Here is a 22,717-nt window from a genome sequence, read left to right on the forward strand (position 1 = left end):
GAATGCCGCCACTCGAGCTGCTTGAAGTCCGGGCATCAGCATTCCTTGGTGGGTCGGAAGTTAACGTGACAACACCGTCGAACGGTCTGTTTCAGCGTTCTGCATCTCCCGCTGTCTGTCAATCGTCAGGGATTTTGGCAACGCGCGCGATGATGCGATCGTTCGCTACATCCACGTTATGTTTCAGTTCCTGTGTGACTACGATCATCGGCGAGTGAAGGTTTTTTTGCGTATCCAGCGGCCGGAATTTGTCCAGTGCCTTGGACAGGTCACTTCCAATCCGTGCCGCGTCGCGCAGTTCCTGTTTCGATGCGCCTTTTTTTGGAATCTCGAAGTCCAACAAAAGCGCGTTGATCTCGGCAGTCTTGAAATATTTCGGGTCTAATCCTGGTTTCAATTTGACCGCGCTGGCTTTGATCATTGACCAGGACTCGATATTCATTTCGATATCGCATGGTAACCAGCTGACATCCGCGTTTGAGCCGATGGTCTCAAATTCCTTGTCCTGCAATGCCGCGCGAAGATATTCGACGACACCCTGACATACGTCATCGGAGTCTTCAAACACCTCGGGGGTCAGCCCGCAGCTTTGCAACGCCCGGCGCGCCTGTGCGTCACCGTCTATACAAGCACCATAAGCCAGCACACACTTGCCCAGCGTCGTGTTAACCTTGATCGCCTGGCGGGCCAGCCTCCGGTTTTTGGGTTCTGCCCTGGCCAGCAGGAACAACTCCCATCCCTCTTTGATCCGATCCCGCGAGTATTTCTCGAACCAGAATTTGTTCAGGAATTTTCCGATCTTTTCGATGCTGGTCATAGCTGCCGCGCCGACGTGAGTTTGATCGGCCAGACGCGCAGCTTCTGCACCGACACCAGCAATATCAGCAGCAACTTCGGCAGCGTCGTGTATGGTGCCTTTGATCAGCGCATCGCGTTCCCCAACCACAGCAGGTTCATATGGGCTGTAGCTTCCGGCGATCGCGTTCATTTCGCGGGACCACTTGGACAGGGATTTGCGTCGTCGGTGCAGCTTAACGCTATCCATGACCAGAGTTCGAATTTTACCAATCAATCCGGCCGCGGGTACCGCAGCCAGCATAATACCTGTCGCCCCCTTACTGGCCTGATCGGCAATCTTGATACGTTGTTCGGTCTTTTTCACCTCAAGTGTCAGCTGTTCGACCGCTGACATCGCCTTTTCATACTCTTCCTGATAGAGTTTGGGGTCCGCATTGAATTTATCCAAACGCTTCAAATCGGCCTGCTTTTTGAGGTCTTCAAGCCAGGCGTCTTCTTCCTCCATGTCGGCTTCGATAACAGCGCGGAACCCCGGGTCCTTGAGTAGAGTTTTCGAAATGTCGTCATAGAGACCGCGGATTTCGTCCTCGGTTTCTGGGTTGTCCCCGTCCGGATCATCCTGCAGCTTATCGACACGATCGCCCAAAAGCTCCATCTGACCCAATATTTTATTTTCATCTTCTTTCGACAAGTTCATATCTGCGACGGCGCGGACATCATTATGTGTAGCGCGTTCGCAAACAGTCAGCATTTTGTAAACCTCGACTGCGACCGTTTCGGGGTCAAGTTTGCCCGGATCCAGTGACATGAACAGCTTGAGGTCCTTTTGATCCTCGGGGATGTTCAGCCTTTTGGCCGTGTCCCTAATTTTTTGATACGCCTTCTGAACTTTGACCTTGTCCTTGCGAAAGCTCTCATCGGCCATCTGTTTCGAAAGTTCTCTTGTTTCCTCCATAATGTCGCGCTGGTCGTTGACTGTGGCCATGTATTTGCTCATCCCGAATTCGGATTGGCCTTCAGCATGTTCTTCTTCAATTCTGGCGGTGACGGCAAAATCTGCATCGCTGCCGTGGCCACCCCAGCCGGCCTCGATGTCATCGGCATCCTTGTCGTCACGGACCGCGTCGCCGATCAACCCGGCTGTTCCGGTAAACGGGCCAGAGGTCGTGAATAGAAGCACTTGTTTGGCGAAATCGTCCCAGTCGCCTTTCTGCGCGGCGGCTACCATCTTGTCGATCATTGTAACCGAAAGACCCATTCCCTTGGCCAGCATGCCCCAGGAGGATGCCTCATCCCGGCTGTCATTTCCGGTGTCGCCCCAGCCACCGTCGTCGCCCTTGGTTCCCGATGCTGACATCGACTCGCCCGCAGCGTCGCAGATATCGGCGATGGCTCCGACCACAAGCTCGCGGGGGTCTTTCAGGGTTTTCCTGCCCTCGGCGACCTGAGTGAGTTTGGACACCGCTTTCAAACCCGCTTTGCCTGCCAATATCCCGAATTTGGTTTTGTGTTGACGGTTCTGGGTATCTGCGTTCGTGGTCAGGTCTTCTGCTTCGGTTGCGCTAGTGATGCCTGCCGCGACCGAGTCAGCAAAGGCACCTGCCAGTTGAATACCAATATCGCGCCGTTTTTCCTGTTTCGCCCTATAGGCCTGAGCGGCCTCAACCGCTCCAATGGCTGCTGCGGCTCCGCATTTGCGTGCGGCGTCCTGAGCGACGAACTTTCCGTATTGCTGTGTCAGCTTCGCGGCTTCGTATTTCTCTTTTTCCTCGCCTTCCGCACTTTTGATCTGCGCGTCCAGCCATTTGTCGTAGTCCTTAACACCATCTTTCTTTTGCGCTTCGAATTCGGCGCGCGTCAGTTGTAACTGGGTGACTTTCTTGTCGTCTGCAGCGAGTTCATCCAGAGTTTTCTCGTCGTTAATTGTTAAACCACCGAACTTGAGGCGGTTTTTCTCGTATCGAACCCCGTCCTTTTCATTGCGAAGCTGTTCGACTTTTTTGGGGTCTTTTTCTTCTTCGATTTGCTCGGACAGCGAAGCTTCTTCCTTATCCAACCAGTCCTTATAGGGAATTTCCTCGTTTGGATTGTCCTTGAGGTATTTAGCCTGGGTCAGGTCGGCTTCGGTGATCTCGGGTCTGTCCGCTTTCGGCAATGCTTTGATCTCGGCGACGGTTTTACCTTCTATCACTAGGTCATTGTACTCGTCGGGCATCTCGTCGACGTCGAGGTCTTCATCCAGCGCAATGTTTTCTTCCTTGAAGTTGATGAACTTCGCCAAATCCTCGCGACTGGCTTCGGTGATCGAGATATTGGCGTAGTGAAGCGCCTGACTGGCCCCAAGATTGGCGGCCGTCATCAGCAGCTTGCCACGGCGGAGCGCCTTGTCGACCCCCGCCACCTTCATCTCCTTACCTTCTTCGCGGGCCATCAATTCGGTGTAGACGGCGGCCGCATTCTTGAACACCTGCATACCTTCCGAGAAACTGTCAGGCACAAGGTTTGACGGAATAACCCCTTCACGAACCAACGGTGTCCACAATTCTTTTTCGATATCTCGGTCGCTGAACAGGCGTTCACCTTTTTTGTCGACCATCGCCGCCAATTCGTTCGACTTTTCAACCAGCGGCCGCAACATGTCAAAGATTTCGCGGATCGCGGTGGCCGCCGCTTCGGACTTGAATTCGAATGTCTCCTCACCTTTCTTGAGGCTTACAAACTCGCCCGCGCGATCCGCAAAACTGTCCCATTCACTGTCCTCGATTTCGACCGGGATTTTGTCTCCGTCCACTTGCGCCAGTACTTTAATGGTCTTCGGGAATTTTACGTCTGCCGCGTTCCAGGCAGCCCCCAACACTGGATTGGAAAGAGCCATCGCCTGGTTAAGTTTGTGGTTCTTTTTTTCGACGACAAGACCCAACTCACGCAGACCGTCGCGCAGCGCTTGTTTTGTTTCTCCGAAGTCCTCACTGGAATTGAGCGCCTCAATAGCCTTTTCACGCGCGATGAGATTGTCGATTTCGTCTTGAAGATTCTGAGTCAACTGGCCGCCGTCGCCAAAGACCTTCGTCATCCAGACACGTTCTGCTTCAAATGACATTTCGCTCTCCTGGCTTAGGTCTGTTTAACTTCGGCGAGTAAGTCGGCTTCGGTCTTTTCCAGAAAATGTAGCAGGCGGCGCACAGGGCGGCCGTTGTCGAACGGGTTTGTCTTGATCAGACCGCCGATCATTGTTTCTTCCAGGAACCGTCGATTTCTTCGGATCACGGTAAAGGCTTCTTCGCGCAGGGCGATCAGTTCAGGCATGCCCAGACCCTTGGACCGTTTTATCAGGTCTCCACATTTGTCATCGAGGTCCATCCGTTCTTCGATCTGTTCGGCCACGGTGCCAATATTCTTTTTATTCGCGTCGTAAAGACTGACAAAGGCTTTGGCGGTCGGGTCTTCATCTTTGACCTTCCGGGCTTTCTTCGCGACCGCCGGAACATGCTCTCTGTGAAAAGCCTCAAGCCCGTCGTAAAAAGGAGAAAGGCTGTCACGGAGACGTTGCAAAATCAAAGCGAACTTTTCATTCGAGCTCTGATCTTTTGACATCTTCAATGGCACATTTGCTTCTGCGAAATCACGTGCTTCTGATAACAGACGTTCAGCCTCAATCGTTAATTCATCGAAGTCTTCAGGGGTTGCGGCGGTTTTAGCGCGTGTTTTCAATGCCTTGAGTAGAACCTCATTGCTTTCGAAACTGTCGCGTGCAGCCCCTTTCAGCTTTTTCTTTTCCTTGCTGACGAAGTTTTTCAGGGTCTTTTGCGCTTCTTTAAAGTTTGCTTCTGACTTGTTGAGGTTGTCGTTAAGGTCGCCTGAATTGTTTACGTCCAAGATAGTTCTAGCCAGAGCGCTGGCGTCTTGGCGTTTTAATTTGTCAGTCAGCTCATCCACGCTCAGCTGCCCAGATGGCAGCCCGGAAAGTGCTTTTTCGGTTCGAACCAGACTGTTTATCTTCCAGTCCATACGTTCGGTCAGTTTATCCAACTTTCGGTCAGCTTTCTTAACAGAGCTGTTTTTACCGATGTCGACTTCTCCCCAAATTCCGTCGAACAACCTGTCGTACAAACCTGCATAGTCTTCGCGGTCGGCGGCCTGTTCCAGGGATTTTTGCGTCTCGGAGTCAATCTTTAAGCCGCGGATGGTGTTTTCGCCGTTCTTTTGCGAAAGCTTCTCGCAAAACACTTTGAGGGTCTTCTTGAACTGAGCGATGAACGCCTTGGTCTTATCCTTCTTGGCTTTGTCGAACTTATCTTTGAAGTCTTTGTAGTCTGTTCGATAGGATTCGAGGGATTTGATACGAGCCTTCAGCAAATCTTCGTGTTTTTGCAATCGTTTCAAGGCTTCAGCCAGCTTTTCCGGGTCCTTGATGTTACGGTTTTGCAGGTCCAGTTCATCCTGGAAATATTCTTTTGCAAAGTCTGAATACTTAATCACCCGATGTTCGAGAAGGGCTTCGTAGCGTTTTGCGCATTTCTCGTAAGCCTTGTAGTTATCGGAATGCTTCTTCAGAACATCAAGATCCTCGGAGATTTGGTTTTCAAAATCTCGAAGTAGAAGGAAGTCGGCCTGACCCAATTCCTCTGAAGCAGCCAGCATCTGTAACACCTCGAGCTTGGCGGCCAACGGTTTCATGATATCCTGAGGCAAGCCCGAGACCCCGCGCGCTGTTTTGATATTGCCGTGTCCGGTTGCGTCGGCCTCTTTTTGCTGAACCTCGTGATCTTTCACTCTGAGGTAATTTCCGACAGCGCTTTCATGCGATTCTGCGCTTTTTCGGAAAACGGCTTTCAGGATGATTTCTCCGGTGTGGATATGCTTGGCCGCCTTATCTTGCCAGGGTTTAAGTTTCGACGGATCGTTGCCGAAGTGGCTCAGGACATCATCAGAGTCTTTCCATTTCAGATTGTAGCTCTTCGTTGCGCTCTGAAAATCGACCAGGGCTTTATAAGCCTTGGTTTTGGTTTGCGCCTTGTCGTTTGCATACCTGCGGCTCAGCTGTCCTGCGGCAGCGCGCATGTCCTTGAGATAGTTCAGTGTCGCCAGCGCGTCGCGCGCTGTGTGTTCAAGCTGATCTTCCTTCGCCTCTTCAGCCAATTCCTCGGTTGATTTTCGCTCGTCAACGGCTTGGGCGACATTGACTTTCACATCTGAATTGCCCTGAAGCTCTCCGTCTGGAGCGGCTGCGGGTTTTTCGTTGGACAATGCCAGCTTTTCCAAGGTCTCAAGATACAGAAGCCCATTCAACACGGCCTGTGCATCGCTATACCGACCCGCTTCTGACAATTTTTTTGCCAATTTCGCCGAACGTTTCAGTACCCGCTGGCCTCGTCTTGTGAACCGATCGTCTTCTTCCGCAAGATCCGCGCTGATGGTTTTCAGTTTAAGATCAATAGAAGTATTGAGCGCCTTGATTTTCTTCTTGAGCTGTTTTTCGTCTTGTTGACGTGCGCGAAAATCTATTGGGTGACGCCAGGCTTTCAGCAGTTTGACCTCATTCGTCGTCAAGTCGAATGCGTCAATCTCTTTGTCTGTGAAAGTGAAATTCCCACGTTTGAATTTTTCGAAATCGGTTCCGTCATCCGCAAGGGAATAAAGCGCCTCGGAGGCCTCGGCGATTTGCTCCTCAACATTGGCGGCGTTTGGAACTACAACGGCTTTCAGCCGCAATGCCGCCATCAGTTTGGCTGCGAAATCCTTTGCTCTGGCCTCATGCCAATCTTCGTCTTTTTCGCCGCGCATGCGCGCCCCCCGTTTTGAAAATCAACCTGCCCTCAGGACGTGTTTCATCTTAGTAACCGCATCACCCAGAACCGCGCCCAAAGACATGGAGACCCCAAGATCATTCGTGTCGATCAACTTGATTGCCGGATTGCTCGACAAAAAGCTGGCCATGTCGTCAAAGGCTTTTTCTGCTGTATCCAACGCATCTGGCAGGCGCGTTTCGTTTGCGCGGTCCAGTTCGATGAAGGCTGCGTTCAATTGCACGAACAGATTTTCAGAAAAACCGGTCAGACCGCTTTCCGACAGGGTCTGGCAATTTGGGTCGTCAAAGGCAGACAGTTCTTGCCTCAATTTATCGATCTGGCCAGATACATCCCGGTGCGCTTCGTCCCAGATGTTGCGAATGCGGGCCGCGACCTTTTTACCTTCTGTTTCAGGCGCCAGCTTTGCGGAAGGTTCATCCGGTCGTTTTGCCTGTGCGATGGCGTTTTCGACCTGTTCAAGCTGGATAAGAGCCGCCGCTGTATCGCCACCCGCGACCATGGCCTTGGAGGCCGCGAATGTGTGCAGTGCTTTCTCAAGCCCTTGAGTGCCTTCGTCCAGTGCCGACTTCAATAATTTGGCAACCCGCTGCAATTCGGATGTTGGATCGGGCCCATTCGTTGTTTCCGGCTTGGCAGTGTTTATGCCTGCCTTTTTGGCGGCAGTGATCTTATCGGAAAGGATTTTTAGGATCTTGAGTGCATCGGAATATTTGCCTGCCTTCGCCGCTGCTTCGGCCTTGTCCCAGATTGGGTTGGCCTTGTCGGGATCAAGAAGGCCCGCATTTAAAGCGGACTTGAAAACAGGTGCGAATTTTTCGGATCCGATTTGCCAGCGCTTCTTGTTGAGATCGACAGGTTTTGCGTCTTGTCCATCATCCGAGGTAACCGGGGCCTGCAGCGCGGTCCTGAGCCTTTTTGCGACCTTGATTGCCCCTGGATAGTCATTTTCCTCATCGCCTATCCTCAGGGCATAACCCCAGGCCGTGCGAATTTTGGACACGTCTCCTTCACCGGCTTTCAGAAACGCGGCTACGTCAGGGGCCAGATTGTCCTTCAACGTCTTCCATTCAATTGCGTCAGGGTCCGGCGCAGTATCATCGTCGGCGTCATCTGCAGCAGGCTCGGTATTGAACACTGGTTTTTCAGGTTTGTCTTCTGGACCGAGGACTTCAACCCGCATCGGAGCCTCGGCCAGTTTAAGGAACTCTTTCGTTTTCTTGGCCAGTTGCGCGACCACGTCACTTTGGCAATGGAGGTTAAGCGTGTTTCCGTCGCACCACATTGTGCCAGAGGAAAGTTTTTGTGTTTCACCTTCGCTTTTTGCGCGTTTGGTCAATGCGTCGGGCGCCAAAATGCGATCGACCAGGAAGACTAGGTTTTCAGTCGTCTTGCCCAGACAGATCGCAAAGTTCAGTTCCCGCTTTCGAGCAGCCGCAAAATGCCCCTTGAGTTCTTTTGTTTTCTTCTTGTCAATCGCCATGGCTTCCCCCACGTAACGATTTGACAAAAGATCACTTCAAAATTCAACTTAATTGCTGATTTCATCAGCGCCCTTCAGTTCACGAAAATCCCAAAGCATCCAGACTGAATCTGTCGTCGCACCCCTACGTCGACGAGATTTACGTTGTTTCCAAACAGCAGGACAAAAAACCTATCTGGCTTGTATGCTTATAATTTTTCGGTGTGGCGACTAGGTGATCAATTTGGGTTGCCCGTGTCGTACGGGGTCGCGGGCTACCGCAATACTTGTTCCAAGCTGTTGCTATTTGATTTTTCGAATAACCATCGCACCGGACCCAATGACGGCTATTCGGGCCAGATTGTCGTTGCATGCATCTATATTGTCGAGATTATAAGCTGATCGTTTCGGGGAACGCTGTGCCGGAGGTAGGGTGGGCTGCGACCATCGTTTTGTCCCGATTTAAGCCGATTGAAATGTAAAACGCGCGGATGCGCATTGGGGGGGTGGATTTTGGTTAAAGTTCTGCTGGTGGAAGACAATGAAATGAACCGCGATATGCTATCGCGCAGATTGACCCGTAAAGGGTTTGCAGTCGTGGTTGCAAAAGACGGGTTAGAGGGCGTTGCCATGGCGGGCAGCCAGTCTCCGGACATCATATTGATGGATATGAGCTTACCTGAGATTGATGGCTGGGAGGCAACACGGCGCATCAAGGCCAACTCAGACACAGCTTCGATCCCGGTTGTTGCGTTGACTGCTCACGCAATGGCCAGCGACAGGGAAAAAGCGTTGGACGCGGGTTGTGATGATTTCGATACCAAGCCCGTTGAACTTAGCCGCTTACTGGAAAAGATGGAAAACCTGTTGCCCGCGTCCTAGTGGCTGCACAATTATCCCGCTGCAGGTTTGCGCCGCATAACGAAAAACGTACGAACCTGACCTTTGCCTTTGACACGAATATCGGCAGGTTCGGAAAGGTCAAATCGGTGTTCGATCTGTTTGGCTGTTGTTTCGGAAACTTGAACCCGGTTTGGCGCACCGGTTGATTCCATACGGCTAGCCATATTCACTGTGTCGCCCCAAACGTCGTAGAGAAATCGGTGTGATCCAATTATGCCAGCGACCACGGGTCCGCTGTGGATGCCAATTCTGACATCCATGGGGTGATCCAATTCATGGTTCAGAAATTCGACCGCTGCCAACATGCGAAGTGCCATTTCTACGACCACTTCGGCATGGTCACCCCGATGATCCGGAACGCCAGCGGCAGCCATATACGCATCCCCGATTGTTTTGATCTTCTCTACGCCGAGTTCTGACGCGATTTCGTCAAAGTCTGAGAAAACGCGGTTGAGGTTGTGAACCACATGGGCAGGCGGCAGTTTGGACGACAACTCGGTGAATCCAACAAAGTCCGAAAACAGAACAGTTGCTTCACTGTGGCGATCGGCGATCATTGTTTCACCGTCATTCATGCGTGCCACGATTTTCTGCGGCAGGATGCTGTGGAGAAGTTCCATATATTTTTGTTTTTCCGATTCCACTTGCCGAAGGTACTCGCGTTCGCGGTCCCGCCAACGCCGTTTTTCGAGGGCGGCGCTGATCCGGGCTTTCAGTAGGACGGGGTTGAACGGTTTGGGCAAATAGTCCTCGGCTCCGGCCTCGATGCAGCGCGCGACGCTTTCGAGTTGGTCCAGGGCCGAGATCATTATGACCGGAATATCGCGGTAAGCGTCATCATCCTTTAACCGGGCCAAGACATTGAAGCCGTCAATATCGGGCATCATTAGATCAAGCAAAACCAGATCGAACGCGTGTTGCGCCATCATCTTCAGGGCTATTCGCCCTCCGTCCGCGGTTTTGACTTCATGGCCGTCCCGTTCCAACCGACGAGCCAAAAGATTTCTGTTTGCCTCAAGATCATCCACAACGAGGATGCGCCCGATCAGCCCGGCGGTATCCGCAATTTGTTGGGTAGACTGCATGCTCTGGGTGAGTTTTGTGAACATTTCGGCGGCGTCGTCGGACGCTTCCGGAAGGCCAAACCCCCCGTTCGGTTGATGGTCGGACAAAGCCGACAGCCTGTCGATATGTTGCAGCAAAGCGTCGGTGTGCTGAAGCAGGCCCAGAATGTCGGGTTTCAATTGACCTGCGTTCAGTGCTTCCAAATCCTCCAGAAGCATTTCGCTATAGCCCTTGATTGCGTTCATGGGTGTTCGCAAGTCGTGACGCAGTCGTTTTATTCCTTCATCACCGCTGATTGTCAGCTTTATCGCCATTTCGGGACGAAGCAGCTGATCGACAAATGCGTTCAATTCGGTTGCCGCTCTGGAAATACGGCTCAGGTCGGATACGGCATCCTCGGGGACCATCCGTCTAGCTTCGTTCTCAAGTATATCGCAAAGCCCGACAATCACGCTGACCGGAGATATCAGCGTCTGACGTAAATTCGCTAACCACAATGCTTGCGCTTGTTGGGCTTTGGTGTCCGGTCGGTCGGTCACGACCGAAATGTCCGTGAAGCTGAGCGTGGCAGAATTTCATTCAACTGATTCAAGATGGTTTCGATTTCATCTCCATCCTTGCGGATCAGCGTCTGAACGGAACCATTCAAACGTTTCCGATCTTCGTTCGACAGAGTCTTAGCAGTCACGATAACAACGGGTATCTCTTTCCACTGATCATTCTTCCTCATCCTCGCAAGGAATTCGAAACCGTCCATTTCGGGCATCATGAGGTCAAGTAATATTACATCGGGCACTGCTTCCGAAAGCTGATGCAACGCATCCAGCCCGTTGACAGCCTGATCTATCTTCCAGCCTTCCTTCTCAAGAACGCGGGAGATGAATTCGCGGGTCGCTGCTTCGTCTTCGACAACCAGAACGCTCGGCGTCGGCTGACTGGGGCAATGGTCCTTTAGGGCGCTCAGAAGTTCGATGGTATCAATCGGCTTGGCGAGGTATTCACTAGCACCCAAAGACAAGCCCCGTTGACGGTCTTCTGCAAAGGTAAGCATGATAACCGGGATATTAGCCAGTTCGGGATCATCCTTCAGTTTGGAAAGAACCGCCCAGCCGTCGACCTCAGGCATGAACACATCCAGGGTTATCGCATCTGGCCGCACTGTCCGAGCGAGCTCCAGAGCCTCCTCACCCCTAGTCGAAGCCAAAACCCGGTATCCTTCCCGATGCAGTCGCCGACCTAATAGGTCATGTACAGTAGGGTCATCATCCACCAGCAAGATAAGCGGAGCGTTCGGATCAATGTTCGGATCGTTTTGGGAGAAGTCCGAGACCTTTAGCCGATCAACTGACGGATCTTGGCAGATGCGCGGCAGTCTAATTGTAAAAGTGGAGCCTTCGCCCAAAGCGCTAGTGCAATGAACGTCGCCCCCCAACTGTTCACAGAACACCTTGGTAATCGACAAGCCCAAACCAGTCCCGCCATAGTTTCGTGTCGTAGAAGAGTCCGCTTGGGTGAATGCCTCAAAAACCCGGTCGACTTGCTCTGGCGTTATTCCGATCCCGTGGTCAATAACTGAAAACTCGATTAAATCAGCCTCGCTCGACGGTGTAACCGACAGCACGACGTCTCCGTTCTCGGTGAATTTGCAAGCATTGGACAACAGATTGAGAAGCGCCTGACGTATCTTGGTCAGGTCGCAGACCATGTCACCTATGCCTTCGGAGCATTGAATTTTCAGCGTATTTCGGTTTTTTTCGGCCAGCGGTTGCATAGTTGTGCCGACATCATTGACCATCTGGGCGACGTCGAAGGATTCGAGATTGAATTCCATCTTCCCAGCTTCGATTTTGGACAAATCAAGGATGTCGTTGATTAATGCGAGCAAGTGTTTGCCAGCCGACTGAATCTTACGAAGATCGCTCAGGTTTGCTTCGTCATTCTGGTCTATGGCTTCTTCCAGCATCAATTCGCTATAGCCGATAATCGCGTTCAGCGGCGTGCGAAGCTCGTGGCTCATATTTGCAAGAAAGGTGCTTTTGGTCTTGTTGGCAGTTTCCGCGATGTCTCGGGCCACACGCAACTCACGTTCCGCTTGCTTTTGGGTGGTTATGTCACGGCCATAAATGTTTGCGTACCCGCCTTCCGCAATGGGCCACAGCAGAAGGGAATAGATGAGGCCGCCCGCTTCATACTCGAAATCTTGTCGTTCATCATATTGCAAACCCTTGCTAACGCGTTTGCGCCAGCCGGTCCCTACGCGATCCCCGACTTTTAGTTGCAATGCGTTGATCAAGGGGGCGCTTGCTTTGTTTGCATAGATTAACTGACCCTGACTGCTGATGCGCAGTACAGGATTTGGATTTTCTTCCGGGATACGAGCCAATTCTCGCATCCGGTTTTCGGCTTGCTTCAGTTGCGTGACATCCCGGCCATACAGATTGACGTGTTCAGCGTCGGGAACCGGCCAGAGCAGCAAGGTATAGACCATGCCGCCTGCTTGGTATTCAAAGTCTTGCCGTTCATTTTCTCGCAGGCCCAATTCAACACGCTGCATCCAATCCGAGCCAACCTTCGTTCCCACTTTCAGGCTCAGCGCGTCCAACATCGGCTTGCTGGCTCTGTTGGCGTATATCAAAGTACCATCGCTACTGATGCACATCACCGGGTTGGGGTTTTCCTCGGGTATCTGTGCCAGCTCGGCATTGCGTGCTTCGACTTTTTTCAACTCGGACACGTCGCTGTAAATCGCGACTGTGGCGTTGTCGCGGGTTTTGCGTTCGCTTATTTTTATCCACCCCCCGGATGTTCGGCTTTGCATCTGGGTGCCTTCGGGATTGGCATGGCGTTTCAAGCGCTGCACCAGCCATTCTTCTTCGCGCCCGACCGCATCAGCAATCACATTGAGCGAAAGAGCTTTTCGAACAACCTGTTCAAAGCTCATACCTGGTTTGACCAGATCTTCATGCCCTGGATACAGCATTTTTCGATAGGTCTTGTTCGCAAGCACCAACCGGTCTTCGGAATCGTACAGAGCGAAACCTTCTGGAATTGTGTTTATGGCATCGACGAGTCCGTCCAGTTGTTGATCTGGTCGCGAAACACGTAATTGTCGGTCAAGAAACGCCGTTGCACAAAGGATCGCAGCGCTGTGTGCGACGTTCGTGTCGGTCTCACTGAATTCGGTCGCCCGCTCGCCTTGAAGTAGGATGGCGCCAATAACTCGTCCAAGAGATTTGACAGGCAACACCATCGTGGCGACGGAGGTCTTGCTGTCATGTGCGCTATCTCGCTCTGGTGAAGCAAAGTGTACTTGTCGGTTACCGGAAGTCAGCGCGTTGCCGATAAAGTCTTCGGCGATTGGGATTTGCTCAGAGCTCCAGACAACCCAATCCTTGTTGGCTTGTGCGGTAGTGCCTTCCAAATAGAAATCACCACCCGGACTGAGCAAAGCGAACGCGCATTCGTCCATGACCAACAAGGTCTTCAGCTTGAGTGCGACTTGAAAAAGAAGGTGATCGGGATCAGGTGTTCTTTCAACTATGGACGCAATCTCTTCCAACATGGCTTGTCTGGCAGCGTCTGATTGATGTTCATGACGGCTTTTGGACTGATTCATGTCGCGCTCTCCATTTGGCGAGATCAGCGCATCACCGAAACACTGTTCTTCAGGTTTCCAAACTCGAAAACAGTTGAACGGAAGTCGGAAAGCAAAACAAGGTTGATTTCGCTTTGTTCTGATGCGGGCGGAACGTCCGAGGCTGTCGCTGTGGCTTGGCGGCGTAGGACCGGCGGCAGGGGAATTTGGCGGTATGCGTTACTATTCAACGGCCCGAGTAATAGGTCGAAAGCTCTTTAGACAAGTCGAGGAATTGCTGATGCACCTCGTCTATCGAAGGTACGTCCAACTGATCGATGCGTTCGACATACGGGCAGTTAATGGCGCAAATAGCGGTGCCTTCATGATCGAAAACAGGATAGGCTAGATTGGTAACACCGACTGCAGTTGCGGATGGCATCCTTTCGTAGCCAACTTCTCTGATGCGGGCGACATGTTCCATGAACTCGCCCCGGTCAATTTGTGGTTCGCCTCGCGCCAGCCGGTGGATGTCCAGAAGAGCCTCAATCTGTTGATCGGTGCGAAAGGCGGCCATGACCCGACCTGTCCCAGTGTTGCCCAACCCCACGACAGTACCCACGCGCAACGAGAACACCCAGTCACCTGGTGCCGCAACCGAGGCCACCACAACGATGTCACCATTGCTTTCCATACTCAGGTGGCAGGACTGCCAGGCGCGTCGGGTCGTAACGCGCATTTTGGGTGTGGCAACTTCCAACAACCGCTCGACCGGTGGGTGGCGTTGCGACAGCGCAAACATCTTTAGGCTCAACGAATACAGGTCGTCGTCTTTGGAACGAATGACGTAACCGCGCCGGACCAGGGTGGACAGCATTCGGTAGATTTCGCTTTGCGACCGATCTAGAGCGCGGGCGATATCACCTTGTGTCAGTCCATCCCCGTGGAGCGACAAAAGCTCAATAATATCAATGCCTTTTTCGAGTGCTGGCGCACGATACTTTTCGGTTTGTTCCACCACGTCTTCCTCCTAGGGCGAATGCATAAAGCATCGTTTTGCCGACTGCAAAATGTCAATGGGGATTTATTAGTAAATACATGATTTAAATATGAACAGAGGTGGAGGAATCAAGCGCGTCGGAGTTTTAGGAGGCCCGGCGCCTGCCAAGCCTGAGATTGCGAAATATTGCTGACCCAATGAGGTTAGAAGCCATATGGCTAAGAGTTGGCTAAGCAATTGCGCGTTTTGGGGAATGTGCCTTGTTGCATGACTAAAATTTTGGGACCGAGGAAAATGAAGCCAAGAAAAGGCCGCCTGGCCGGAAAAAAAGCGCTTGTTACTGCGGCGGGGCAGGGGATCGGCCGCGCAAGTGTTGAACAATACGTGGCCGAAGACGCTGAAGTTATTGCTTGCGACATAAACGAGGATACGCTGGCCGAACTTGCGGCTGTCGAACGCGTCTCGGTGGTCAAACTGGATGTAACGGATGCTGTCGCGGTGGCCGAAGCAATCGCATCTGCGGGTGAAGTGGATATTCTGTTCAACTGTGCTGGATTTGTGGGCTCCGGAAACATTCTGGAATGCGACGACGCGCAATGGGATTTCAGTTTTGATCTGAACGTCAAGGCAATGTTCCGGCTGGCCAAGCTGGTTATCCCCGGAATGGTTGCCAGGGGCGGTGGTTCAATCGTTAACATGTCGTCGGTGGCGTCTTCGATCAAAGGGGTGCCAAACAGGTTTTCCTACTGTGCGTCCAAAGCCGCAGTGATCGGGCTGACCAAATCAATCGCGTCGGACTTCATTACAGACGGCATTCGTTGCAACGCGATTTGCCCCGGCACCGTAGACAGCCCCAGCTTGCACGATCGCCTGCGCGCGATGGGTGATTACGATCAGGCGTTGAAGGATTTCGTCGCGCGGCAACCTATGGGCCGGATTGGCCATGCAGACGAGATTGCAGCACTGGCGACCTATCTGGCCAGCGATGAAAGCGGATTTACTACAGGGCAGACTTTCGCCATCGACGGCGGCTGGACTGTGTGAGCAAGGAGAGACTTAGATGAAACTGCTGCGCTACGGACCCACGGGTCAAGAAAAGCCGGGACTGATGGACGGAAACGGGGCGATCCGTGATTTGTCGGGCGAAGTCGGTGATATCGCAGGCGCCGCGCTGAGTGATGACTGCCTCGCACGTCTGCGCGCGATCAACCCTGCAACCTTGCCGCTGGTCGAGGGCGACCCGCGCATCGGCGCGTGTGTGGGCCAGGTTGGCAAGTTCATTTGCATTGGCCTCAACTATGCCGATCACGCGGCGGAATCGGGCATGGATCTGCCCGCCGAGCCGGTGATTTTCTTCAAGGCCACATCCGCCATTATCGGCCCCAATGACACGGTTGAAATCCCCCGCAACTCGGTCAAGACCGACTGGGAAGTCGAGCTGGGCGTGGTGATCGGAAAAGAGGCCAAATACGTCTCGGAAGAGGACGCGCTGGACCATGTGGCGGGCTATTGCGTGGTCAACGATCTGTCCGAGCGTGACTTTCAGCTGCACCGCTCGGGGCAATGGGTCAAGGGCAAGTCGGCGGACACGTTTGGCCCCATTGGACCCTGGCTGGTGACCCGCGATGAGGTCGCGGACCCGCAAAACCTGCCGATGTATCTTGAGGTCAACGGGCACCGCTATCAGGACGGTTCGACCAAGACGATGCATTTCGGCGTTGCCACGGTGATCTCGCATCTGTCGCAATTCATGTCGCTGCAGCCGGGGGATGTGATCTCGACCGGGACGCCTCCGGGCGTGGGCATGGGGCAAGACCCGCAAACCTATCTGAAACCCGGCGACAAGATGGAGCTGGGGATCGAGGGACTGGGCGTGCAGCGGCAGGATGTAAAGGCCAGCGCATGACCCGCATCACCGGCATCCGAACCGAAGACTTGCGCTTTCCGACCTCGGACAGTCTGGACGGATCGGATGCGATGAACCCCGATCCCGACTATTCCGCCGCGTATGTGGTGCTGGAAACGGATGGTGCGCATGAGGGCCACGGCCTCACGTTCACCATTGGGCGCGGCAATGAGATCTGCGTGGCCGCGATAAAAGCGCTTGGCGCGTTGGTCAAGGGTTTGGAATTGGATTGGATCACCGAAGATATGGGCCGCTTCTGGCGTCATATCACCGGGGACAGTCAGCTGCGCTGGATCGGGCCGGACAAGGGTGCGATCCATCTGGCGACTGGCGCGGTGGTGAATGCCGCGTGGGATTTGTGGGCCAAAGAGGCGGGGAAACCCGTCTGGCAGCTGGTGGGCGACATGTCCCCCGAAGAGATCGTGCGCCTGATCGATTTTCGCTATCTGACCGATGCGATCACCTCGGACGAAGCGCTGGCCATGCTGCGCGCTGCCGCGCCGGGCAAGGCCGACCGCATCGCCAAGTTGAAAGCTGAAGGCTATCCCTGCTACACGACTTCGGCTGGTTGGCTGGGCTATCCTGACGACAAGCTGCGCCGCCTGTGTCAGGAGGCCAAGGACGCAGGTTTTACTCACACCAAATTCAAGGTGGGCCGCGACCTTGACGACGATATCCGCCGCCTGACCATCGCGCGAGAGGTTCTGGGCGAAGACATGAACATCATGATCGATGCCAATCAGGTATGGGAAGTGGATCAGGCCATCGACTGGGTCAAGGCCCTGTCCTTTGCGCGCCCGTACTTCATCGAAGAACCCACCAGCCCCGATGATGTATCTGGCCACAAGGCGATCCGCGAAGGGGTCGCGCCGGTCAAGGTGGCGACGGGCGAGATGTGCCAGAACCGCATCATCTTCAAACAGTTCATCAAGGAAGGCGCGATCGACATTGTTCAGATCGACAGCTGCCGGATGGGCGGGCTGAACGAGGTTCTGGCCGTCATGCTGATGGCCGCGAAATACAACTTGCCCGTCTGGCCCCATGCCGGGGGCGTGGGTTTGTGTGAATACGTCCAGCATATGTCCATGATCGACTACATCGCGATCTCGGGTGAGAAAGACAGCAAGCGGATCGAATATGTCGATCACCTGCACGAGCATTTCGTCGATCCCTGTGTGGTGAGGAACGGGGCCTATATGGCGCCGGAAAAGCCAGGGTTCTCGATCGAAATAAAACCCGAAACCATCGAAGACTTCCGCTTTTCAGAGGAACTGGCGGCGGAATGAAACAACCGCCTGACCGGGCTGAAGAAACCGGCGGGCATCTTAAATCAACCTGGAGGAACTACCCTAAATGTTTAACTTTGGAAAAACGGCCTTTGGGGCCGCCTGTATTTTTGCGCTTTGCGCAACGGCTGGCCTGGCACAAGAGACCCTGCGGTTTGGCCACGTCTATGAGGCTTCGACGCCTTATCACGCAGCAGCTGTACGTGCGGCCGAGCTGTTGGAAGAAAAGACCGACGGGCGCTACAAGATGGAGGTCTTCCCGGCTTCGCAATTGGGCAAAGAGGCCGCGCTGAACGAGGCGCTGTCGCTGGGTACGGTTGACGCGATCTATACCGGCGTGGCTTTTCTGGGTCAGTCCTATGGCCCGATCAGCATCTCGGACTATCCGTTCACAATGCGGTCCTATGATCACTGGCGAGCCTATGTGAACTCGGATCTGTTCAATGAAATGGCAGCAGAATACAAGAACATTTCGGGCAATACCGTCGCGGCAATGACCTATTACGGCGCGCGTCACGTGACCTCGAACAAGCCGATCCTGGCGCCCGCAGATATGGACGGGCTGAAAATCCGTACCCCGAACGCGCCTGCCTATCAGATGTTCCCCAAGGCCACCGGCGCAAACCCGACACCCATGGCCTTTGCCGAAGTTTATCTGGCCCTACAGCAAGGTGTTGTAGACGCACAGGAAAACCCGCTGCCCACCATCCAGTTCAAAAAGTTCTACGAGGTGCAGTCGAACATCAACCTGACCGGACATATCACCAACTCGCTTGCGGTTGTGGTGTCACCTGTGACGCTGGGCAAGATGGGCGATGACGGGCAGGCGCTGCTTGACGCATTGGCCGAAGCGGCCTCGAGCACATCGGATGAAATTGTTCAGTCAGAGGCTGAACTGGCTGATTGGTTCCGTGAACAGGGTGTTACCGTGAACGAGGTGGATCGCGCACCTTTCATGGCCGCCGTCGCGCCGCTGTTGACGGGCAATGACGTGCCTTGGGATGCTGAGACGTTCGAACGTCTTCAGGCAATCCAGGACTAATCTAGACTGTGCCCGGCCTCGCGCCGGGCGCATTCTGACCGCACAAGGTGGCCCCGAATGACCCAGACCGAAACCCCGCCCGAGATCGACTTTGACGCACTGGCCGCCGAAGACGACGCTCATTTCCAGAATTTCCGCATCACAATCGGAGACTACGGTCTACTGGCCCTGTTCGGGTTGCTGTTTGGCGTGGTCTTTTTGCAGTTTTTCACGCGCTATGTGCTGAACGATTCAGTCGCGTGGACGGAAGAGGCCGCGCGATATCTGCTGATCCTTCTGGGCTTTGCCGGGGCGATCCGGTGTCAGGTTGTCGGCAGCCACATCGTTTTGGAATTTGTCGACAAATACTATGGGTTCCGCCTGCGTTGGGTCCATATCTTTGCGCTGGCGGCAACCTTCGTTTTGTTTGCCGTGATCATGTGGTCCGCGTGGGAGCTGATCCAGAGGACATCGTTCCAGCAAATGGTCTCATTGCCTTTCCCGAAATACTACCTGCACGCATGCGTCATGGCCTTAGCCGGGGCAAACCTGTGCGTCGTCGGTTGGCAGATTGTCTCGCGTTTGAAGCAGATTGCAAAAGGTGAAGACAAATGGGTCTGACTATTCTGTTCGTATCGCTGTTCGGCCTGATGCTGCTGCGGGTGCCGATCGCTTTCTCGCTCGCGCTGTCCTCGTTTGCTTACATTCTGTATTCTGGCCTGCCACCGGTTCTGTTGATGCATAACATGGTCAATGGCATGGACAGCTTCCCGCTGCTTGCCATTCCTTTCTTTATCCTCGCGGGCGCATTGATGAACTCGGCCGGGATCACCGCGCGGATCTTCGGATTTGCGCGCGCCATCGTCGGCTGGATGCATGGCGGTCTGGGCCACGTGAATGTGGGCGCCAGCATCATCTTTGCGGGCATGTCTGGCGCTGCCGTGGCCGACGCTGGCGGACTGGGTGCGATCGAGATCAAGGCCATGCGTGAGGCAGGCTATGATGACGATTTCAGCGTCGGGGTCACTGCCGCTTCGTCGACTATCGGGCCGATCATCCCGCCGTCCTTGCCGCTGGTGATCTTTGGCGTCATGGCGTCGGTGTCGATTGGCAAGCTGTTTGTGGCCGGGATTGTTCCAGGGTTGTTGATGGCAGCGGCGTTATCGGCGATGATCTGGTGGATGTCACGCACACGCAACTACCCGCGTGATGTCAGCTTTAGCCCCTCGGTCATCGCCACCCGGTTTCGGGCCGCGTTCCTTCCGCTGATGACCCCGGTCATCATTGTGGGCGGCATCGTCTCGGGGGCGTTCACTCCGACAGAGGCCGCTATCGGGGCTGCCGCCTATGCGCTGTTTCTGGGCACCATCGTCTATCGCACCCTGACTCCGCGCAAGCTGGCGGTGATCTCGCTGGAAACCATTGAGACGACGGCTGCGATCATGATGATCGTTGGCGCGGCCTCGGTGTTCGCATGGATCCTGACCGCCAATCAGGTCGCCACGCATTTCGCAGAATTTGTGCTGTCATTTACCGACAGCAAGGCCGTTGTGCTGCTGTTGATCATGGCGGTTGTGCTGGTCGTGGGCCTGTTCATGGAGACCATCGCGGCGATTTCGATCCTCGTGCCGGTGCTGATGCCGGTGGCGGCACAGTTCGGGATTGATCCGGTGCATCTGGGCATCATCGTAATCTTGAACCTGATGCTGGGTCTGCTGACCCCGCCGGTGGGCATGGTGTTGTTCGTGCTGTCGCGCGTCTCGAAGGTGCCATTCGAACAATGCGTCCGCGCCACGTTACCGTTTCTGGTGCCGTTGTTGGCGGTCTTGCTGTTACTGACCTTCGTACCTTCGCTGGTTCTGTGGTTACCGAACCTTTTGTACGGCTCGTAAGGAGCGTTCAGGCGTTTGAGCAAGTTTCGAGCCGGTCATTGATTGCCGGCTCGAACTTTACTTGGACCGCCTTGGCATCGCATTGCCGCCTTTTGCCGCTGCAGCGCGCGCGCGATTTTTCTTGCTGCTCGGTTTGCCCTTTGGTGGCGGCGGGCCTTTTGGGCGACGCGGAGGTTTGGCCGCCTGATCGCCAGCCTTGCCAGAGTCGCGCTTGGGTTTAGCGTCGGTTTTCGGCGTGTCAGGGGACTTTCGCTCGGGCTTCTTCCACGCCTTGGCTGGTTTAGGCTCGACACTGCGCGGGGGCTTTTTGCCGGTTTTGGCAAATTCCTTCTTGCTCTTTTCGCCTCGCTTGAAGCTGGGTTTGCCTGCTGCCTGGAAATCGGGGGCGGCGTCCAGTTGAACGATTGCCTTTGTACTCTCAATCGTCATCTCGGGACCGATGGCCTCCAGAAAACCGGCAACGCTGCTTTCGCGGATTTCGATATATGTCTCGGTCTCAGCGATGCGGATCGCTCCGACGTCCGATTTGGTAATGTTGCCCGCTTTGCAGATCATCGGCAGCAGGTATCTTGGAGACGCGTTTTCGTTGCGTCCCTCGGACACTGCAAACCAGACGCTCGGGCCGAACGGAACACTTGGTTTGGGTCCAGGTTCTTTGACTTCGTTTAGTTCCTCGGGCGCAGAATGTTGTCGCGCGTATTGACGGACATAAGCCGCGGCAAGTTGTTCTGGTGAGAACTTCGACAGCAATTCATCCACGGAGTTACGTTCAGAGTCGGAGATGTCCAATTGCCAGTCATCTGAGTTGAACATTCTCTGCAGGTCTTGTGCATTCACCTCTTCGGCGGAGGGTGCGGCGCCCCATTCAGCCGTCAGCTTGGCGAATTTGAGCAGACGCTGAGCCTTTTTAAATGAAGCCGGGGGCACGATCAGTGCGCTGACGCCTTTGCGGCCCGCGCGCCCGGTCCGGCCAGAGCGATGCAATAGGGTTTCATGACTGTTTGGCAGTTCAGCATGGATCACCAGATCCAAGTTCGGCAGATCAATCCCGCGCGCGGCAACATCTGTGGCGACACAAACACGGGCGCGTCCGTCCCGCATGGCTTGCAGGGCATTGGACCGCTCACTCTGTGTCAACTCGCCTGACAGCGCGACTACGGGGAATCCGCGGTTCGACAATCTGGCGGTCAGACGGCTGACCATGGCACGCGTGTTGCAAAAGACGATTGCGTTGGGGGCTTCGTGATACCGCAGCACGTTAATGATGGCGTTTTCGCCGTCGCGTGGGGCGACGCTCATGGCTTTGTATTCGATATCGGCGTGTTGTGTACGCTCGCTGACGGTGCTGACACGCTGAGCGTCTTGTTGGTATCGTGTTGCCAGGCTAACGATGGCGCGCGGCACGGTCGCGGAGAACAAAAGGGTCTGACGGTCGATTGGGGTTTGCTCGAGAATGAACTCCAGATCTTCACGGAACCCGAGGTCCAGCATCTCGTCGGCTTCGTCCAGAACTACGGCGCGGACGTTCGTTAGATCTATCGAGCCGCGCATGATGTGGTCCCGCAAGCGCCCCGGTGTCGCCACAACGATATGCGCGCCTCGAGACAGGGCCCGGCGTTCATCCCGCATATCCATGCCGCCAACGCAGGATGTGATGTAGGCACCGGCATCTGCGTAAAGCCACCCCAGCTCTCGCTTAACCTGCATTGCAAGTTCTCGGGTCGGTGCGATGACCAATGCCAGGGGCGTATCCGCTGTGTCAAACGCCTGTGCATCGCCCAGAATGGTTGGGGCAATCGCCAAACCGAATCCGATGGTTTTACCCGATCCGGTCTGTGCCGATACCAACATATCCCGCATCTGCAGTTCGGGCGCGGTGACGGCCTGTTGGACGGGGGTCAGAGTGTCGTATCCCTTGCGCTTCAGCGCAGTTTCGAGCGTTTGTTTCATGGTTCAGCTTTCCTGGGTGATGCTGTCACCCTCAGAGCGTCCAACACACGGAT

At 54.3% G+C, this 22,717-nt stretch carries 14 protein-coding genes; 7 read left to right on the forward strand and 7 right to left on the reverse strand.

Annotation, left to right across the window (positions count from 1 at the left end; all coding sequences use genetic code 11):
- Positions 1 to 118: 118 nt before the first annotated feature.
- The 3 genes from AC2FF7_RS17555 to AC2FF7_RS17565 form a co-directional block, all read right to left on the reverse strand.
- Complete coding sequence (locus AC2FF7_RS17555) at positions 119 to 3,898, reverse strand: hypothetical protein (protein ID WP_496906044.1); 3,780 nt, start codon at positions 3,896 to 3,898, stop codon at positions 119 to 121.
- Positions 3,899 to 3,912: 14 nt separating this feature from the next.
- Positions 3,913 to 6,348 carry a hypothetical protein gene (locus AC2FF7_RS17560; RefSeq protein ID WP_496906045.1) on the reverse strand — a complete coding sequence of 812 codons (2,436 nt, stop codon included), beginning with the start codon at positions 6,346 to 6,348 and terminating at the stop codon, positions 3,913 to 3,915.
- Positions 6,349 to 6,603: 255 nt separating this feature from the next.
- On the reverse strand, positions 6,604 to 8,088 hold the full coding sequence (locus tag AC2FF7_RS17565; RefSeq protein ID WP_496906046.1) for a hypothetical protein: 1,485 nt from the start codon (positions 8,086 to 8,088) through the stop codon (positions 6,604 to 6,606).
- A gap of 492 nt (positions 8,089 to 8,580) precedes the next feature.
- Here AC2FF7_RS17565 and AC2FF7_RS17570 point away from each other — a divergent pair, with 492 nt between their 5' ends.
- Positions 8,581 to 8,949, forward strand: coding sequence for a response regulator (locus tag AC2FF7_RS17570; protein WP_170355278.1), 369 nt, complete (start codon positions 8,581 to 8,583; stop codon positions 8,947 to 8,949).
- Positions 8,950 to 8,960: 11 nt separating this feature from the next.
- Here the strand turns inward: AC2FF7_RS17570 and AC2FF7_RS17575 are convergent, their stop codons facing one another.
- The 3 genes from AC2FF7_RS17575 to AC2FF7_RS17585 form a co-directional block, all read right to left on the reverse strand.
- On the reverse strand, positions 8,961 to 10,574 hold the full coding sequence (locus AC2FF7_RS17575) for an adenylate/guanylate cyclase domain-containing protein (RefSeq protein WP_496906047.1): 1,614 nt from the start codon (positions 10,572 to 10,574) through the stop codon (positions 8,961 to 8,963).
- Positions 10,571 to 13,651, reverse strand: a complete 3,081-nt coding sequence (locus AC2FF7_RS17580; RefSeq protein ID WP_496906048.1) for a response regulator — start codon at positions 13,649 to 13,651, stop codon at positions 10,571 to 10,573. The genes AC2FF7_RS17575 and AC2FF7_RS17580 overlap by 4 nt, the downstream gene beginning before the upstream one ends.
- A 205-nt stretch (positions 13,652 to 13,856) precedes the next feature.
- Positions 13,857 to 14,627 carry an IclR family transcriptional regulator gene (locus AC2FF7_RS17585; RefSeq protein WP_496906049.1) on the reverse strand — a complete coding sequence of 257 codons (771 nt, stop codon included), beginning with the start codon at positions 14,625 to 14,627 and terminating at the stop codon, positions 13,857 to 13,859.
- 276 nt (positions 14,628 to 14,903) lie between these two features.
- Between AC2FF7_RS17585 and AC2FF7_RS17590 the strand changes: the two genes are divergently transcribed.
- The 6 genes from AC2FF7_RS17590 to AC2FF7_RS17615 all read left to right on the forward strand — a co-directional run bounded on the left by AC2FF7_RS17590 (position 14,904) and on the right by AC2FF7_RS17615 (position 20,714).
- Positions 14,904 to 15,653, forward strand: a complete 750-nt coding sequence (locus tag AC2FF7_RS17590) for an SDR family oxidoreductase (protein WP_496906050.1) — start codon at positions 14,904 to 14,906, stop codon at positions 15,651 to 15,653.
- 16 nt (positions 15,654 to 15,669) lie between these two features.
- Positions 15,670 to 16,515, forward strand: a complete 846-nt coding sequence (locus tag AC2FF7_RS17595) for a fumarylacetoacetate hydrolase family protein (protein WP_496906051.1) — start codon at positions 15,670 to 15,672, stop codon at positions 16,513 to 16,515.
- The gene (locus AC2FF7_RS17600) at positions 16,512 to 17,801 is read left to right on the forward strand and encodes an L-fuconate dehydratase (RefSeq protein WP_496906052.1); all 1,290 of its coding nucleotides are present in this window, start codon (positions 16,512 to 16,514) and stop codon (positions 17,799 to 17,801) included. The genes AC2FF7_RS17595 and AC2FF7_RS17600 overlap by 4 nt, the downstream gene beginning before the upstream one ends.
- A 67-nt stretch (positions 17,802 to 17,868) precedes the next feature.
- Positions 17,869 to 18,843, forward strand: coding sequence for a sialic acid TRAP transporter substrate-binding protein SiaP (locus AC2FF7_RS17605; protein ID WP_480869899.1), 975 nt, complete (start codon positions 17,869 to 17,871; stop codon positions 18,841 to 18,843).
- A 57-nt stretch (positions 18,844 to 18,900) separates the two neighbouring features.
- Positions 18,901 to 19,443, forward strand: a complete 543-nt coding sequence (locus AC2FF7_RS17610; protein ID WP_480482295.1) for a TRAP transporter small permease — start codon at positions 18,901 to 18,903, stop codon at positions 19,441 to 19,443.
- Positions 19,434 to 20,714, forward strand: coding sequence for a TRAP transporter large permease (locus tag AC2FF7_RS17615; protein WP_480869896.1), 1,281 nt, complete (start codon positions 19,434 to 19,436; stop codon positions 20,712 to 20,714). Before AC2FF7_RS17610 ends, AC2FF7_RS17615 begins: the two co-directional genes overlap by 10 nt.
- Positions 20,715 to 20,771: 57 nt before the next feature.
- On the opposite strand, the gene AC2FF7_RS17620 is transcribed toward AC2FF7_RS17615, so the two are convergent.
- Positions 20,772 to 22,664 (reverse strand): DEAD/DEAH box helicase, encoded by a 1,893-nt coding sequence (locus AC2FF7_RS17620; RefSeq protein WP_480869894.1) that lies wholly within the window; start codon positions 22,662 to 22,664, stop codon positions 20,772 to 20,774.
- Positions 22,665 to 22,717: the final 53 nt, after the last annotated feature.

This window comes from Ruegeria sp. YTSC325 (genome assembly GCF_059609525.1).

What these genes read in the sequence shown, in the direction of transcription:
- AC2FF7_RS17595 (WP_496906051.1), top strand. Translation starts at nt 15,670, where the DNA reads ATGAAACTGCTGCGCTACGGACCCACGGGTCAAGAAAAGCCGGGACTG.
- AC2FF7_RS17600 (WP_496906052.1), top strand. Translation starts at nt 16,512, where the DNA reads ATGACCCGCATCACCGGCATCCGAACCGAAGACTTGCGCTTTCCGACC.
- AC2FF7_RS17565 (WP_496906046.1), bottom strand. Translation starts at nt 8,088, where the DNA reads ATGGCGATTGACAAGAAGAAAACAAAAGAACTCAAGGGGCATTTTGCG.
- AC2FF7_RS17620 (WP_480869894.1), bottom strand. Translation starts at nt 22,664, where the DNA reads ATGAAACAAACGCTCGAAACTGCGCTGAAGCGCAAGGGATACGACACT.
- AC2FF7_RS17590 (WP_496906050.1), top strand. Translation starts at nt 14,904, where the DNA reads ATGAAGCCAAGAAAAGGCCGCCTGGCCGGAAAAAAAGCGCTTGTTACT.
- AC2FF7_RS17605 (WP_480869899.1), top strand. Translation starts at nt 17,869, where the DNA reads ATGTTTAACTTTGGAAAAACGGCCTTTGGGGCCGCCTGTATTTTTGCG.
- AC2FF7_RS17610 (WP_480482295.1), top strand. Translation starts at nt 18,901, where the DNA reads ATGACCCAGACCGAAACCCCGCCCGAGATCGACTTTGACGCACTGGCC.
- AC2FF7_RS17580 (WP_496906048.1), bottom strand. Translation starts at nt 13,651, where the DNA reads ATGAATCAGTCCAAAAGCCGTCATGAACATCAATCAGACGCTGCCAGA.
- AC2FF7_RS17555 (WP_496906044.1), bottom strand. Translation starts at nt 3,898, where the DNA reads ATGTCATTTGAAGCAGAACGTGTCTGGATGACGAAGGTCTTTGGCGAC.
- AC2FF7_RS17615 (WP_480869896.1), top strand. Translation starts at nt 19,434, where the DNA reads ATGGGTCTGACTATTCTGTTCGTATCGCTGTTCGGCCTGATGCTGCTG.